Origin of the sequence: Streptomyces sp. NPDC050145 (assembly GCF_044460245.1) — a bacterium.
Classification (GTDB): domain Bacteria; phylum Actinomycetota; class Actinomycetes; order Streptomycetales; family Streptomycetaceae; genus Streptomyces.
This window is the reverse complement of the sequence record NZ_JBITJS010000014.1, coordinates 104866-119928: the sequence shown is the minus strand read 5'-3', so window position 1 is coordinate 119928 and position 15063 is coordinate 104866. Positions and strand designations below refer to the sequence as shown.

Below are 15063 nucleotides of genomic sequence, written 5' to 3'. Positions count from 1 at the left end.
TCATGCTTCTCAACGGGCGGGGCCCCTGTCCAGCCACTTCCGGGGGCCGTTGTGCAAGTGCAACTTGGGTGAACGAGGGCCGCCCTGGAACAATGGCGGCATGACCGCCCAGATTCTCGATGGCAAGGCCACCGCAGCCGCGATCAAGTCCGACCTGACCGCCCGCGTGGCGGCGCTGAAGGAGAAGGGCGTCACGCCCGGCCTCGGCACGATTCTCGTCGGCGAGGACCCCGGCAGCCAGAAGTACGTCGCAGGAAAGCACCGCGACTCCGCCCAGGTCGGAATCGCCTCGATCCACCGCGAGCTGCCTGCCACGGCCTCCCAGGAGGAGATCGAGGCCGTGGTCCGTGAGCTCAACGAGGACCCCGACTGCACCGGCTACATCGTCCAGCTCCCGCTGCCCAAGGGCATCGACGAGAACCGCATCCTCGAGCTGATGGACCCGGCCAAGGACGCCGACGGCCTGCACCCGATGAACCTCGGCCGCCTCGTCCTGAACGAGCCGGCCCCGCTGCCCTGCACCCCGTACGGCATCATCACGCTGCTCCGCGAGCACGGCGTGGAGATCAAGGGCGCCGAGGTCGTCGTCGTCGGCCGCGGTGTCACCATCGGCCGCCCGATGCCGCTGCTGCTCACCCGCAAGTCGGAGAACGCGACGGTCACCCAGTGCCACACCGGCACCCGTGACCTCGCCGCCCACCTGCGCCGCGCCGACATCGTCGTGGCCGCCGCCGGTGTGCCGCACCTGATCAAGCCCGAGGACATCAAGCCCGGCGCGGCCGTCCTCGACGTCGGCGTCTCCCGCGACGAGAGCGGCAAGATCGTCGGCGACGTGCACCCCGGCGTCGCCGAGGTCGCCGGCTGGATCTCCCCCAACCCGGGCGGCGTCGGCCCCATGACCCGCGCCCAGCTCCTCGTCAACGTGGTCGAGGCCGCGGAGCGGAACGCGAACGGTGTCGGCTGACGTGACCACCGGCGGGGAGAAGCACGGCACGCGCCGCTTCCCGCGGTGGACTCGTGACACGGCGCGCCCCGAGGGCGGCGGCCGCGCCGCCCCGGGCGGCGCCCCGGCGCCCGCCCGGCAGTGGCCGCTGATCGTCGTCCTCGCGGTGACCGGCCTCGGGCTGCTCCTGACGGCCTTCGACCTGTTCCGGATCGGCACGATCCTGGTCGGCGTCGCGCTGCTCGGCGGGGCCGTCATGCGCTGGGTGCTGCCGAGCGTCGGCATGCTGGCCGTGCGCTCCCGCTTCACCGATCTGCTGACCTACGGGATCCTCGGCGCCGTCATCGTGCTGCTCGCGCTGATGGCCCAGCCCGAGCCGTGGCTGAAGATCCCCTTCCTTCAGGACACCCTGCACTTCACCGTGCGCTGACCGGCCGGTGACGAACGGAGCGAGTCCGTCCCTGTGTGGTGATCTCCGGGCAGGTTCGGGGATTCTGTCGCACGGGGGCGGATCGCGCACATAGCCTGGAAAATCGGGACCGTCCCGGACGTCCCGGACCTGGTGCGGCGTGCGGGGGCGCGCCGCGGCGCGGGCGGGGCCGGATGCCCCCGTGCGCCCCCTGCCGGGGAACTGACATCCTGGCTACCCGCATCCCAATGGGTAGGCAGTGGGGGCCGAAGCGTTGGTGCGGCGCGGGGGAATCAGGCACGCACGGGGGGAATAGGGGGAAGGCAATGCCTCGTTGGAAGGCGCTACCGGACGAACTCGATCCGCAGGTCAAGGAGTTCGCCAGCCAATTGCGCCGGCTGGTCGACCGCAGCGGGCTCGGGATCGCCGCGCTGTCGGACCGCACGGGCTACAGCAAGACCTCGTGGGAGCGGTATCTGAACGGGCGGCTGCTCCCGCCGAAGGGCGCGATCGTCGCGCTCGCCGAGGTCACGGGCACCAATCCGATGCATCTGACCACCATGTGGGAGCTCGCCGAGCGTGCCTGGAGCCGCTCCGAGATGCGCCACGACATGACCATGGAGGCGATACGCATCTCCCAGGCCCGCGCGGCACTGGGAGAGTTCGGGGGTGACGCGCCGGGCGGCCGTGCGGCCCAGGGCGGCGGCCGGGGCGGCAGCGCCACCGCGGCCCGGCCCACCGGCGTCGCGGGCCCGGCGGGCGTCTCGCCGGCCATGGGGCCCCGTACCGACGGCTTCGGCCCCTCCGCGCCCCCCGCGGCTCCGGCCGCGCCCGGCGGTGGGGGCCGCCGCGGCGGGAACGGGGACGGGGACGGCAAGGGCAACGGGGGCGGCCGGCGGATCACCATGTTCGTGGCGGGCCTCGTCGGCGCCGCGCTCGTCGTCGCCCTCGCCTACGTGCTGACCAACGGCGGCGACAAGGGCGAGAAGGCCGAGCCGTCGCCCACCCCGACGACCAGCGCGCCGAAGCTGCCCGCGGGCGTCGAGTGCGTGGGGGACAGCTGCACCGGCAAGGACCCGGAGGCCATGGGCTGCGGCGGCGAACTCGCGTCCAACGGGGCGGAGGTCAGGTCCGGCACCACCGTCGTCCAGGTCCGCTACAGCAAGACGTGCAAGGCGGCCTGGGCCCGCGTCCAGGGGGCGGCCCCCGGGGACAGCGTGCTCCTGAAGTCCGGCACCGAGTCCTCGAAGAAGGGCCTGGTCGGCAAGGCCGACACGGACGCGTACACGCCGATGCTGGCCGTCGGCTCGGCCGCCGACGCGAAGGCCTGCGCGACCCTCGCCACCGGCAAGGAGATCTGCACGCAGTAGCCCCGAGCTCCCGCGCGGGTCACCCGGCCGGGCCATCGCGGCGAGGGGACGCGCGCGTGATGTGCGGGCGATGCGCGGGCGATGCGCATGGGGGCGCGCCTTCGGGGAAGGCGCGCAGTACCCCCACGGGATCGGTCACTTGAGTGGCACCCCCACAGCGGCCGCCGGCCCGGAATCACCGGCCGGCGGCCGCTTCGGTGTGAACAGGTCTGCGGTCCGTGACTCGCAGGAGTGCACTACGGTGCCGCTGTGGGCTGAGCCACACGCACCGGTAGGTCCGCCCGGGTTGGGGCGCGATAGCCTGACCGGCGGATCTCTTGATGTAGAGAGATCGATCAAAACCCCGCTGTCCTACGGAGAACGCCATGACCCGCACTCCTGTGAACGTCACCGTCACCGGCGCCGCCGGCCAGATCGGCTACGCACTGCTCTTCCGCATCGCCTCTGGCCACCTGCTCGGCGCGGACGTGCCGGTCAAGCTGCGCCTCCTCGAGATCCCGCAGGGCGTCAAGGCCGCCGAGGGCACCGCCATGGAGCTCGACGACTGCGCCTTCCCGCTGCTCAAGGGCATCGACATCTTCGACGACCCGAACCAGGGCTTCGAGGGTGCGAACGTGGCCCTGCTCGTCGGCGCGCGCCCGCGCACCAAGGGCATGGAGCGCGGCGACCTGCTGGCCGCCAACGGCGGCATCTTCAAGCCGCAGGGCAAGGCCATCAACGACCACGCCGCGGACGACATCAAGGTCCTCGTCGTCGGCAACCCGGCCAACACCAACGCCCTGATCGCCCAGGCCGCGGCCCCGGACGTGCCGGCCGAGCGCTTCACCGCGATGACCCGCCTGGACCACAACCGCGCGCTGACGCAGCTGGCCCAGAAGACCGGCGCCTCGGTCGAGGACATCAAGCGCCTCACCATCTGGGGCAACCACTCGGCCACCCAGTACCCGGACATCTTCCAGGCGTCCGTCGCGGGCAAGCCGGCCATCGAGGCCATCGGCGGCGACGAGAAGTGGCTGGCCGACACGTTCATCCCGACCGTCGCCAAGCGCGGCGCCGCGATCATCGAGGCCCGCGGCGCGTCCTCGGCCGCCTCGGCCGCGAACGCCGCGATCGACCACGTGCACACCTGGGTCAACGGGACCGCCGAGGGCGACTGGACCTCCATGGGTATCCCGTCGGACGGCTCCTACGGTGTCCCGGAGGGCCTGATCTCCTCGTTCCCCGTCACCACGAAGGACGGCAAGTACGAGATCGTCCAGGGCCTGGACATCAACGAGTTCTCGCGGGCGCGGATCGACGCGTCCGTCAAGGAGCTGGCGGAGGAGCGGGACGCTGTCCGCGAGCTCGGCCTGATCTGATCCCGGCTCCACGGAGCGGGTAGCCACCCGCGGCGGGTCGTCACGACCCGCCGCGGGTGGCTTTTGTTTGTGGGGCGGGTGCGGGTTTCGTCGTGGCTGGTCGCGCAGTTCCCCGCGCCCCTGAAATGCATGCCCTTCGGGCGCATTTCCCCGATAGAGGCTGAGCGGCGAAGCCGCTCGCCTCTAGGGGCGCGGGGCTGTGTCGATTTGCGGCTCCGCCGCGCGGGCGCGACCAGCCCCCACCGGCCGGCACCCGCCTACGAACCGGCACCCCGCAGACGCTCCGCGATCCAGTCCCCCACCACCGGCAGCCACCGGTCCCGCACATTGCCGAGCAGATGGTCCCCGCCCGGCACCGACAGGTACTCCCCGTACGGCGCCGCCGCAGCAAGAGCTGCCCCGTTCTCCACCCCGGGAATCACATCCTCCGCACCGTCGACCACGAGCAGCGGCACCTGGATCCGCGGCGCCGCGTCCCGGAGATCGACCCGGGCCAGAAACTCCCGCCCGGCCCGCTCCGAACCACTTCGCAGCGCCAGCGTCTCCCGCACGAACGGCACCGTGTCGTCCCACCCCGTCAGCCGGTACGGCCCGCTGACCGTGACGGCCGCCCGGATCCGCGGTTCGTGCGCGGCGCTCCAGGCCGCGTAGTAGCCCCCGAGACTGAGCCCGACGACGGCGACGGGCACGGGGGCGCCCAGCCGGGCGTGCAGGGCGTCGACGACCCGCGCCACGACGTGGTGGTAGTCGGCGTCCACCGTGGTCGTCGCCGCCCGCACCCCCTGCCCCGGCCCGTCCATCGCGAAGACCGCGACCCCGCGCGCGAGCAGCGCGTCCGCCAGGTCGTGGAACTCCTCCTTGGACGAGTCGAGGCCAGGGACGACGACGGCCACGCCCCGCCCCGCGTGCGCGGCCCCGCGCAGCCGGCCCGCGTAGGAGTGGTCCTCGATGCGTACGGCGTCCGGTTCGAGGAGGGCGAGCGCGCGGTCCATCGCCGCGTCCGCCTGCCGCGCGGCGTGCGCCGCCTGCTCGCGGTCGGGGTGCGGCAGCAGCACGGCGCAGTGGAACCAGCGGGCCGCCCGCCGGTACGCCTCCCCGGCCGAGCGCATCGCACCGCCCGCCTCGAACCGCTCCGCGTCGGCGAGGTGCCGACGCCCCTCGCCGACGAAGGTGCCGGGCCAGTCCATGAGGTCGGTGAGCGCGCCGGTGACGCGTTCGTACGTGTACGGGTCGAGGCCCGCGCCGTACGTCCGGGAGCGGTTCTGGGCGATGAAGTCGGGGAGGACGCCGGGCTGGCGGAAGAAGGGGGTCGGCATGGGTGCTCCGGGATTCTCAGCTTGTACGTGGGTGTGCGTGGGCGTACTTGGGTGTCTTCGGGGGCGTCAGGAGAGGGTGAGGACGGCGTTGCCGCGGATACGGCGCTCCCGCAGGTCGACGAGCGTGGCGGCGGTGTCGGCCCAGTCCGCGACCCGGCCCAGCTCGGGACGGAGCCGGCCGCCCGCGACGAGCCGCACCAGCGCCGTCAGGTCGTCGGCGAACGACTCGGGGAAGTCCATGTAGTGGAAGTGGCGCAGCGTCGCGGACTCGGGGCCTTTGAAGAAGTCGAAGAAGTCGAGCGTGACCGGGGTGCGGGAGGCCTGGCCGAACCAGATCAGGGTGCCGCCGCGGCGCAGGCGCGCGAGGGCGGCCGGCAGCGCGCCGCCACCCGTCGACTCCAGCACCAGGTCGTACGGGCCCGTCGCCGCGGTCACGTCGTGCACCACCTGCTCCGCGCCCAACTCCTTCAGCCGCGCCCCGCGTTCCGGCGAGCCGGTGACCGCGGTCAGCCGGGCCCCGGCGGCCGCCGCGAGCTCGGTGACGTAATGGCCGACCCCGCCCGAGGCACCGGTCAGCAGGACGCGGCGGCCGCCCACCGGGCCCGCCGCCCGCAGCAGCCGCAGCGCGGTGAGCCCGGCGAGGGGCAGCGCCGCGGCCCGCACGGTGTCGACGCCGTCGGGGAGCGCGGCGAGCGCCGACGCCGGCACCGCGGCGTACTCGGCCCAGCCCGCGTCCATCGGATGACCGACGACGCGCCGCCCCGCCTCCGGGCCGCTGCCGTCGGCGGCCTGCTGCACGACGAGCCCGGCGACGTCCTTGCTGGGCAGCCAAGTCGCCCCGGGCTCCTCCAGCTTGAAGGTCTCGCCCCGGTTCACGGAGTACGCCTCGACCTTGATCAGCGCCTCGTCGGGGCGCGGGCGGGGCTGCGGGCGCTCGGTGAGGACGACGTGCGGTGCGCCCGTGTGGGCCAGGCCGGTGGGTGCGTAGGCTCTCATGGGGCCAGTGGACCCGGGGCGGGGCGAGGCGGTCCAACAACCGGTGAGCGGGGGCGACAACCGGTGGTTGTTCCGTAGGCTGCCTCGTGTGGACGGCTTGAACGGCTTGAACGGCGTGAACGGTGACCTCGACCTCGACCTCGATCTCGCGCAGGTGCGGGCCTTCGCCGCCGTCGCCGACGAGCGACACTTCGGGCGGGCCGCCGGCCGGCTCGGGATCACCCAGCAGGCGCTGTCCAAACGGGTCGCCCGGCTGGAGGGCGTGCTCGGGGTCCGGCTCTTCGAGCGGGGGGTCCACGGGGTGGCGCCCACCGCCGAGGGCGCCCGGTTCCTCGAACCGGCCCGGCGGCTCCTCGACGCGGGCCGCACCGCCGTCGAGGCCGCGCGCGGCGCCCCGCCCGGCCCGCTGCGCCTCGACGTCTGGGGGCACCTGTACGCACCGCTGCGCTCCGTCGCCGCGATGATCGAGGCCGCGCCCGGGCTCCGGGTGGAATCGGGGGCGGGCCGGGACTATCCGTCCGTCGCGGAGGCGTTGGCGCGCGGCGACATCGACGCGGGCTTCGGCCGCGTGCACGCCCTGCCCGACGCGGGGCTGGTCCGGCGACTGGTGCGGCTCGAACCCGTGGACGCCGTCCTCGGCGCCCGGCACCCCCTGGCCGCCGCCGACGCCCTCCGCCCGGCCGACCTGCGCCCGTACGTGCTGCGCTATCCCGCCGAGACCGTACGGCTCGACTTCCTGACCCGGTTCGCCGACCGGTTCGGCATCGAGGCGCGGCAGGGCGGGCCCAATCTCGGCCTCGACGCGTTCCTGGCCCAACTCCGTGACGAGTCCGACCAGTTCACTCTCTTCCCGGCCGACGTCCCGCTGCCCCGCGATCCTGGGCTGCGCGTCGTCCCGCTCGTCGAGCCGACCCCGCTGTACGCCTGGTCCCTGGTGTGGCCCGCCGGGCGCGAGCACCCGGCGATCGCCGAACTGCTGCGGGCCTGCGCCGACTTGGCGGGGCGGCGGCGGTGGCTGGACCACGATCCGGTACGGGACTGGCTACCGGACCTCGACCAGCCCTGACCCTTCAGCCCGACCCCCGCGCCTTCCCGAGCCCGGAGACCTCGACCGAGTCCGACGCGGGCGGCTCCGTCACCCGTACCGGCGCGCCCTGGTCCGCGTACCGCGTCGTGAGGTCGGTGCGCCCACCGGTGCGGGTGTACTCGATCAGGCGGGGCGGGCCGCTCGCGGAGACGTACAGGGTGACGTCCGTGCCGCTCCGGGTGTCTCCCATGAGCGGGACGACGCGGACGCCGTGCAGGGTGCGGGGCCGGCCCTGCCGCGTGATCGTCTCGTCCCGCGCGTCCGCGCGGAGCTGGGCGCGCAGGGCGTCCAGGTCGCACACGCTCGCGAGGTCCTTCAGCGTCGGGTCGGAGGCGGGGCCGGTGACGTAACGGCCGTCGATCCGCTCGGCCAGGGTCCGGCCCGAGGCGCCGGGCACCCGGGCCCGCCACAGCGCGGCGTCCATGCGCAGCCACACCCGGTCGTCGCGGCGCAGGACGGAGGCCGCGCCGCGGGCACCGAACGTGACCGTCCCGCTGCAGTCACCCTCCCGGTCCAGGGAGAGATCCAGCGCGGACGGCGCGGAGCGGCCGGCACCCTCGGAACGGTCCGTGACGGTCACGTGCAGTGACGGGGCGGTCAGCAGTGCCTGACGGGCCTGCGCGGCGAGCGCGCCGGGGGTGGTGGCGCGAGGTGCGGCGGAGGCGGCCTTCGCGTTGCGGTCACCGTCCGTGCCGTCGTCGCCACCGCCCGAGCGGGCGGTGGCCGCCAGCAGCGCGGCCGTGACCACGGCCAGGACCAGAACCCAGGCCTGACCTGCCTTTCCTGCCATTTCCGTGCCGGGCGCCTTCCCCTGCGGCTTCGGCCGGGCCTTCCCCCGCGCGGCCCCCTGCGCCTTCCCGCGGGCCTTCTTCTGCTGCGTTTTCATGCGCGTCGTCTTCAGTTGCGTACCCCTCCGGACAGAACGTTCCTCAGGGTACGTTTCGCCGCTTTCGGCGACGCGCGCGGTGACGCAGCGCACTTTTGGCCATGGGTTGCGCATGCTTTGCCCACCCCCGGGCAGGGGCTTCCGACATCACCGCGGAGTGCGACTTCAGTGCGTACGAACGACCTGTGCGGTGCTCGGGGGAACTGATCTGGAACGGAAGGCGAAGCAGGACGTGTCAGCACAACACACCATCCATGTCGGCGGAGAGTGGCGCGAGGCCGCCTCAGGGGCGACCCGCGAGATCCTCGACCCGGCGGATGCCAAGCCCTTCGCCGTGATCGCCGAAGGCGGCACCGAGGACGCGGACGCCGCGATCGAGGCCGCCCGCCGGGCCTTCGACGAGGGCCCCTGGCCGCACACCCCGGTCGCCGAGCGCGCCGCGCTGCTGCGCCGCACCGCCGACCTCCTGGTCCGGGACCGCGAGAAGATCGGCCTCCTGGAGAGCCGCGATGCGGGCAAGACCGTCGAGGAGGGCCGGATCGACGTCGACTGCGTCGCCGACGCCTTCCGCTACTTCGCCGACCTCGTCGTCGGCGAGGGCGCGGGCCGGGTCGTCGACGCCGGGTCCGACGAGATCCACAGCGTCGTCGTGCACGAGCCCGTCGGCGTCTGCTCGATGATCACCCCCTGGAACTATCCGCTGCTCCAGGCCAGCTGGAAGATCGCCCCGGCGCTCGCCGCGGGCAACACCTTCGTCATCAAGCCGAGCGAGATCACGCCGCTGACCACGGTCGTCCTCATCGAGCTGCTGGTCGAGGCGGGGCTCCCCGAGGGCGTCGCCAACATCGTCACCGGCCCCGGCGCCACCGTCGGCGCCCGCCTGTCCGACCACCCCGGCGTCGACCTCGTCTCCTTCACCGGCGGCCTGGTCAGCGGCACCAAGGTCGCCCAGGCCGCGGCCGCCGACGTCAAGAAGGTCGCCCTGGAGCTCGGCGGCAAGAACCCCAACGTGGTCTTCGCCGACGCCTGCGCGACCGAGGAAGGCTTCGACACCGCCGTCGACCAGGCGCTCAACGCCGCCTTCATCCACAGCGGCCAGGTCTGCTCCGCCGGTGCCCGGCTCATCGTCGAGGAGTCGGTGCGCGAGCGCTTCGTCACCGAACTCGCCCGCCGCGCCGGGAAGATCCGCCTCGGCCGCGGCACCGAGGACGGCGTCGAGTGCGGCCCGCTCGTCAGCGAGCAGCAGCGCGACAAGACCGAGTCCTACGTGGCCTCCGCCCTCGCCGAAGGCGCCGTGCTGCGCAGCGGCGGCAAGCGCCCCGAGCCCTCCGAGGTCCGCCCCGCGACCGGCTACTTCTACGAGCCGACCGTGCTCGACCAGTGCCACCGCGACATGCGCGTCGTGCGCGAGGAGACCTTCGGCCCGATCCTCACCGTGGAGACCTTCCGCACCGAGGACGAGGCCGTCGCCCTCGCCAACGACACCGAGTACGGCCTCGCCGGCGCCGTCTGGACCACCGACGCGGGCCGCGCCCGCCGGGTCGCGGGACGGCTGCGCCACGGCACCGTCTGGATCAACGACTTCCACCCCTACCTGCCGCAGGCGGAGTGGGGCGGATTCGGCAAGAGCGGCGTCGGGCGCGAGCTCGGCCCCGCCGGACTCGCCGAGTACCGCGAGACCAAGCACGTGTACCAGAACCTGGCGCCGAAGCCGGTGCGGTGGTTCGCGGGCTGACCCCCCGCGGCCTCGCCGGGGGTGCCGTGCGGCGCCCCCGGCCCTGAACGACGTACGTCCTCATTACGCGCAGAACCTTGCAGCGCCTAGGAGTTGAAGCATGTCTGAGAAGCCCGAACAGTCCGTGTACGACTACGTCGTGGTCGGTGGTGGAACGGCCGGATCGGTGATCGCCTCCCGGCTCACCGAGAACCCCGACGTGACCGTCGCCGTCATCGAGGGCGGCCCCAGCGACATCGACCGCGACGACGTGCTGACCCTGCGCCGCTGGCTCGGCCTGCTCGGCGGCGACCTCGACTACGGCTACACCACGACCGAGCAGCCGCGCGGCAACTCGCACATCCTGCACAGCCGCGCCAAGGTGCTCGGCGGCTGCTCCTCGCACAACACCCTCATCTCCTTCAAGCCGCTGCCCGGCGACTGGGACGAGTGGGCCGCGGCCGGCGCGGAGGGCTGGGACCACAAGGCGATGGACCCGTACTTCACGAAGCTGCGCAACAACATCGTCCCCGTCGACGAGAAGGACCGGAACGCGATCGCCCGCGACTTCGTCGAGGCCGCGCAGGCCGCGACCGGCGTGCCGCGCGTCGAGGGCTTCAACAAGGGCCCGTTCAAGGACGGCGTCGGCTTCTTCGACCTCGCCTACCACCCCGAGAACAACAAGCGGTCCTCCGCCTCGGTGGCCTACCTCCATCCCCACATGGAGGCCGGCGACCGCCCCAACCTCACGCTCCTGCTGGAGACCTGGGCCTACAAGCTGGAGTTCGACGCGGCTCTCGCGGCCCGCGGCGTGTGGGTACGGGGCAAGGACGGGGCCGAGACGCTGATATCCGCGCGGCACGAGGTCGTCGTCTGCGCCGGCGCCGTCGACACCCCGCGCCTGCTGATGCACTCGGGCATCGGCCCCAAGGCCGACCTCGAGAAGCTCGGCATACCGGTCCTGCACGACCTGCCCGGCGTCGGTGAGAACCTGCTCGACCACCCGGAGTCGGTGATCGTCTGGGAGACCGACGGACCGATCCCCGACAACAGCGCCATGGACAGCGACGCCGGTCTGTTCATCCAGCGGGACCCCGAGGCCGCGGGCCCGGACCTGATGTTCCACTTCTACCAAATCCCGTTCACGGACAACCCGGAGCGGCTCGGCTACGAGAAGCCCGAGCACGGGGTGTCCATGACGCCGAACATCCCCAAGCCCCGCAGCCGCGGCCGCGTGTACCTCACCAGCGCGGACCCCGAGGTCAAGCCCGCCCTCGACTTCCGGTACTTCACCGACGAGGACGACTACGACGGCCGCACCCTCGTCGACGGCATCAGGATCGCCCGCGAGATCGCCAGGACCGAGCCGCTCGCCGGCTGGCTCAAGCGCGAGGTCTGCCCCGGCCCGGACATCACCGGCGACGAGGAACTCGGCGAGTACGCCCGCAAGGTCGCCCACACCGTCTACCATCCCGCCGGTACCTGTCGCATGGGTGCCGCGGACGACGAACTCGCCGTCGTGGACCCGGAGTTGAAGATCCGTGGCCTGCAGTCCATCCGTATCGCCGACGCGTCCGTCTTCCCGACGATGCCCGCGGTGAACCCGATGATCGGAGTCCTCATGGTCGGGGAGAAATGCGCCGAGCTGATGGGGGGTCATGCCTGATGAACACGCAGACCATCGTCAAGGACCCCGCCCCCCGCAACGACGGACAGTCCACCGCGGACACCGTCTTCGCCGTCCGCAACCTGTGGAAGGTCTTCGGACCCAAGCCCGAACGCGTCCCCGGCGACACCGAACTGGCCGGCCTCGACGCCGCCGCGCTGCGCTCCCGCACCGGCTGCACCGCCGCCGTCCGCGACGTCTCCTTCGACGTGAAGCGCGGCGAGGTCTTCGTCGTCATGGGCCTGTCCGGCTCCGGCAAGTCCACCCTCGTCCGCTGCCTGACCCGGCTCATCGAGCCCACCTCCGGCGACCTGTCCATCGACGGCGAGGACGTCCTCGCCATGGACAAGACCCGGCTGCGCTCACTGCGCCGGCACCGCGCCGCCATGGTCTTCCAGCACTTCGGCCTGCTGCCGCACCGCACCGTCCTCGACAACGTCGCCTACGGCCTGGAGATCCAGGGCGTCTCCCGCGCCGAACGCCGGGCCAAGGCCGCCGAGGTCGTCGCCAAGGTCGGCCTCGAAGGGCTCGAATCGCGCCGCCCCGGGCAGCTCTCGGGCGGTCAGCAGCAGCGCGTGGGCCTCGCCCGCGCCCTCGCCGTCGACCCCGAGGTCCTGCTGTTCGACGAGCCGTTCAGCGCGCTCGACCCGCTGATCCGGCGCGACATGCAGGAGGAGGTCGTGCGCCTGCACCGCGAGGAGGGCCGCACGATGGTCTTCATCACCCACGACCTGAACGAGGCGCTGCGCCTGGGCGACCGCATCGCCCTCATGCGCGACGGCCGCATCGTCCAGCTCGGCACCCCCGAGGAGATCGTCGGCGCCCCCGCCGACGACTACGTCCGCGAGTTCGTCCGCGACGTGCCGCGCGAGCAGGTCATGACCGTGCGCCGCGCCATGCGTCCCGCGGACAGCGACGAGGCCGGGCGCGGCCCCGCCATCGCCCCCGACGCGACCGTCTCCGAGGCCATCGAGGCCGTCGCCCGCTCCGGCTTCGCCGTGCGCGTCATGGACGAGGGGCGCTGCCTCGGCGTCGTCGACCACGAACGCCTCATCGGCGTGGTCGCCGGCACGGATTCCGCCCCGGCGGGGACCGGTTCCGACACGGGCTCTGACTCTGACGCGGGCTCTGACTCTGGCTCTGACTTCGACGGTGGTTCTGGTTCCGGCTCCGCCCCGAAGGCTGAAGCCGGCTCGGGGGCCGGTACCGGCACCGGCTCCAAGGCCGACTCCGATCCGGGGGCTGACTCCGACCGGGGGACCGGCCCCGGCGCCGCCGACACGGCTTCCTCCGCGGTGGGTGACCGGGCCACGACGGACCGGGCCCCCGAGGGCGAGGAGGCGGTCTGATGGCAGCCGCCGTGACCACCGCCCCGTTCGAGAAGACCGGAGCGGGTCCCCTCGCGGGCCTGCGACGCCACCGCGCCCTCGGCAAGCTCCTGCTGCTCGCCGTCGTCGCGGCCGTCCTCGTACCGCTCGCGCACGCCCAGTGGTCCAGCGGCAGCTGGCCCCACGCCCTCACGGTCGACCTCACCCAGCCGCTGACCGACGCCAGCACCTGGATCCTCGACCACCGCGACAGCCACCCGCTGTTCCTGTACTTCTTCGGCCACATCAGCAACGCGGTCATCGTCTCCGTACGCGCCGTGTACCTGGTGCTGCTCGCGGCCGGCTGGGCCGGAGTGACGGCCGCCGCCGGACTCGTCGCCTGGCGCGTCGCAGGCCTCCGGCTCGCCGCCGGCGCCGTCGCCGCGTTCCTGGTCTGCGGCGTCCTCGGCATGTGGGTGCCGACCATGCAGACCCTCGCGCTGATGGTCGTCGCGGTGCTCGCCTCGGTGATCCTCGGCGCCCTGCTCGGCCTCGCCGCGGGCCTGAGCGACACCATGCACCGCGCCCTGCGCCCGGTCCTCGACACCATGCAGGTGCTGCCCGCCTACGCGTACCTCCTGCCCGTCGTCCTGATCTTCGGCTTGGGCGTCCCCGCCGCGGTCCTCGCCACCGTCGTCTACGCCGCCCCGCCCATGGCCCGCCTCACCGCGCTCGGCCTGCGCTCCGCCGACAGCGGCGTCATGGAGGCCGTCGCCTCGCTCGGCGCCACGGCCCGCCAGCGGCTGTTCACCGCGCGCCTCCCGCTGGCCCGCAAGGAACTCCTGCTCGGCCTCAACCAGACGATCATGATGGCCCTCTCCATGGCCGTCATCGCCTCCGTCATCGGCGCGGGCGGCCTCGGCGACCGCGTCTACCAGGCGCTCGCCTCCGTCGACGTCGGCGCATCACTCGCCGCCGGCATCCCGATCGTGCTGCTCGCCATCGTCCTCGACCGCGTCACCGGCGCGGCCGGCGAACGCCTCGGCTCGAACGAACACGCCCCCGCCCCCTGGAAGTGGGGCGTCGTCGCGGCCGGCGCCGTCCTCGTCGCGCTCGCCTCCCGCTTCGCCGGCCGGCTCGACTGGCCCGACTCCTGGGTCGTGGCCATCGCCTCCCCGGTCAACGACGTCGTCGACTGGATGACCGACCACCTCTACACCGGCGTCCCCTACATCGGCGGCACCGCCGACTGGGCCGCGCACTTCACCACCTGGATCCTCGACCCGCTCCGCTCGGGTCTGACCTGGCTGCCCTGGTGGTCCGTCCTGCTGATCGTCGCCGCGCTCGCCTGGCTCATCGGCACCTGGCGCACCGCCCTGACCGCCGTGCTCGCCATGGCCGCGATCGGCGTCCTCGGCGTCTGGAAGCCCTCGCTGGACACGCTCTCCCAGGTCCTCGCCGCCGTCGCGGTGACCCTGGTCCTCGGCTTCGCCATCGGCATCGCCGCGGCCCGCAGCTCCCGCCTCGAACGCCTGCTGCGGCCCGTCCTCGACGTCTGCCAGACCCTCCCGCAGTTCGTCTACCTCATCCCGGTCGTCGCCCTCTTCGCCATCGGCCGCGCCCCCGCGGTCGCCGCGGCGGTCGTCTACGCGCTGCCCGCCGTCGTCCGCATCACCACCCAGGGCCTGCGCCAGGTCGACCCCGCCGCGATGGAAGCGGCCCGCTCCATGGGCGCCACCACCGGCCAGCAACTGCGCCAGGTCCAACTCCCGCTCGCCCGCCCGGCCCTGCTGCTCGCCGTCAACCAGGGCGTCGTCCTGGTCCTCGCCGTCGTCATCATCGGCGGCCTCGTCGGCGGTGGCGCCCTCGGCTACGACGTCATCGCCGGCCTCGCCCGAGGCGAACTCGCCACCGGCCTCGTCGCCGGCGCGGCGATCGTCTGCCTCGGCCTGATGCTCGACCGCGTCACCCAGCCGACGGAACGCCGCACCACCGGAAAGGGGGCCTGAAC

The 15063-nt window shown here is 73.2% G+C and carries 12 protein-coding genes; 9 read left to right on the top strand and 3 right to left on the bottom strand.

Features of this window, described 5'->3' with window-relative positions; translation table 11 throughout:
• Positions 1-100: 100 nt before the first annotated feature.
• The 4 genes from ACIBTU_RS27215 (at position 101) to ACIBTU_RS27200 (ending at position 4080) form a co-directional block, all read left to right on the top strand.
• Positions 101-964, top strand: coding sequence for a bifunctional methylenetetrahydrofolate dehydrogenase/methenyltetrahydrofolate cyclohydrolase (locus tag ACIBTU_RS27215; RefSeq protein ID WP_399129090.1), 864 nt, complete (start codon positions 101-103; stop codon positions 962-964).
• Complete coding sequence (locus ACIBTU_RS27210) at positions 954-1373, top strand: DUF3017 domain-containing protein (protein WP_399129089.1); 420 nt, start codon at positions 954-956, stop codon at positions 1371-1373. Before ACIBTU_RS27215 ends, ACIBTU_RS27210 begins: the two co-directional genes overlap by 11 nt.
• Before the next feature lie 305 nt (positions 1374-1678).
• On the top strand, positions 1679-2722 hold the full coding sequence (locus tag ACIBTU_RS27205; RefSeq protein ID WP_399129088.1) for a DUF2690 domain-containing protein: 1044 nt from the start codon (positions 1679-1681) through the stop codon (positions 2720-2722).
• 365 nt (positions 2723-3087) lie between these two features.
• On the top strand, positions 3088-4080 hold the full coding sequence (locus ACIBTU_RS27200) for a malate dehydrogenase (RefSeq protein WP_399129087.1): 993 nt from the start codon (positions 3088-3090) through the stop codon (positions 4078-4080).
• Between the two features lie 257 nt (positions 4081-4337).
• On the opposite strand, the gene ACIBTU_RS27195 is transcribed toward ACIBTU_RS27200, so the two are convergent.
• Both ACIBTU_RS27195 and ACIBTU_RS27190 read right to left on the bottom strand, forming a co-directional pair.
• Positions 4338-5396 carry an alpha/beta hydrolase gene (locus tag ACIBTU_RS27195; RefSeq protein WP_399129086.1) on the bottom strand — a complete coding sequence of 353 codons (1059 nt, stop codon included), beginning with the start codon at positions 5394-5396 and terminating at the stop codon, positions 4338-4340.
• 66 nt (positions 5397-5462) lie between these two features.
• Positions 5463-6392 (bottom strand): zinc-binding dehydrogenase, encoded by a 930-nt coding sequence (locus ACIBTU_RS27190; RefSeq protein WP_399129085.1) that lies wholly within the window; start codon positions 6390-6392, stop codon positions 5463-5465.
• 88 nt (positions 6393-6480) lie between these two features.
• Between ACIBTU_RS27190 and ACIBTU_RS27185 the strand changes: the two genes are divergently transcribed.
• Positions 6481-7458 carry a LysR family transcriptional regulator gene (locus ACIBTU_RS27185; protein ID WP_399129084.1) on the top strand — a complete coding sequence of 326 codons (978 nt, stop codon included), beginning with the start codon at positions 6481-6483 and terminating at the stop codon, positions 7456-7458.
• Between the two features lie 4 nt (positions 7459-7462).
• Here ACIBTU_RS27185 and ACIBTU_RS27180 read toward each other — a convergent pair whose 3' ends face one another.
• Positions 7463-8365, bottom strand: a complete 903-nt coding sequence (locus ACIBTU_RS27180; protein WP_399129083.1) for a hypothetical protein — start codon at positions 8363-8365, stop codon at positions 7463-7465.
• A 232-nt stretch (positions 8366-8597) separates the two neighbouring features.
• Here ACIBTU_RS27180 and ACIBTU_RS27175 point away from each other — a divergent pair, with 232 nt between their 5' ends.
• The 4 genes from ACIBTU_RS27175 to ACIBTU_RS27160 all read left to right on the top strand — a co-directional run bounded on the left by ACIBTU_RS27175 (position 8598) and on the right by ACIBTU_RS27160 (position 15061).
• Positions 8598-10100 (top strand): aldehyde dehydrogenase family protein, encoded by a 1503-nt coding sequence (locus ACIBTU_RS27175; RefSeq protein ID WP_399129082.1) that lies wholly within the window; start codon positions 8598-8600, stop codon positions 10098-10100.
• Between the two features lie 100 nt (positions 10101-10200).
• Complete coding sequence (locus tag ACIBTU_RS27170) at positions 10201-11745, top strand: GMC family oxidoreductase (protein WP_399129081.1); 1545 nt, start codon at positions 10201-10203, stop codon at positions 11743-11745.
• Positions 11745-13094: a betaine/proline/choline family ABC transporter ATP-binding protein gene (locus tag ACIBTU_RS27165; RefSeq protein ID WP_399129080.1), complete on the top strand. Its 1350-nt coding sequence runs from the start codon at positions 11745-11747 to the stop codon at positions 13092-13094. Before ACIBTU_RS27170 ends, ACIBTU_RS27165 begins: the two co-directional genes overlap by 1 nt.
• Positions 13094-15061 carry an ABC transporter permease gene (locus tag ACIBTU_RS27160; protein WP_399129079.1) on the top strand — a complete coding sequence of 656 codons (1968 nt, stop codon included), beginning with the start codon at positions 13094-13096 and terminating at the stop codon, positions 15059-15061. The genes ACIBTU_RS27165 and ACIBTU_RS27160 overlap by 1 nt, the downstream gene beginning before the upstream one ends.
• Positions 15062-15063: the final 2 nt, after the last annotated feature.

Bases quoted from the DNA above. Each gene is read 5' to 3' on its own strand.
- ACIBTU_RS27215 (WP_399129090.1), top strand. From the start codon at position 101: ATGACCGCCCAGATTCTCGATGGCAAGGCCACCGCAGCCGCGATCAAG.
- ACIBTU_RS27205 (WP_399129088.1), top strand. From the start codon at position 1,679: ATGCCTCGTTGGAAGGCGCTACCGGACGAACTCGATCCGCAGGTCAAG.
- ACIBTU_RS27200 (WP_399129087.1), top strand. From the start codon at position 3,088: ATGACCCGCACTCCTGTGAACGTCACCGTCACCGGCGCCGCCGGCCAG.
- ACIBTU_RS27195 (WP_399129086.1), bottom strand. From the start codon at position 5,396: ATGCCGACCCCCTTCTTCCGCCAGCCCGGCGTCCTCCCCGACTTCATC.
- ACIBTU_RS27190 (WP_399129085.1), bottom strand. From the start codon at position 6,392: ATGAGAGCCTACGCACCCACCGGCCTGGCCCACACGGGCGCACCGCAC.
- ACIBTU_RS27180 (WP_399129083.1), bottom strand. From the start codon at position 8,365: ATGAAAACGCAGCAGAAGAAGGCCCGCGGGAAGGCGCAGGGGGCCGCG.
- ACIBTU_RS27170 (WP_399129081.1), top strand. From the start codon at position 10,201: ATGTCTGAGAAGCCCGAACAGTCCGTGTACGACTACGTCGTGGTCGGT.
- ACIBTU_RS27165 (WP_399129080.1), top strand. From the start codon at position 11,745: ATGAACACGCAGACCATCGTCAAGGACCCCGCCCCCCGCAACGACGGA.
- ACIBTU_RS27160 (WP_399129079.1), top strand. From the start codon at position 13,094: ATGGCAGCCGCCGTGACCACCGCCCCGTTCGAGAAGACCGGAGCGGGT.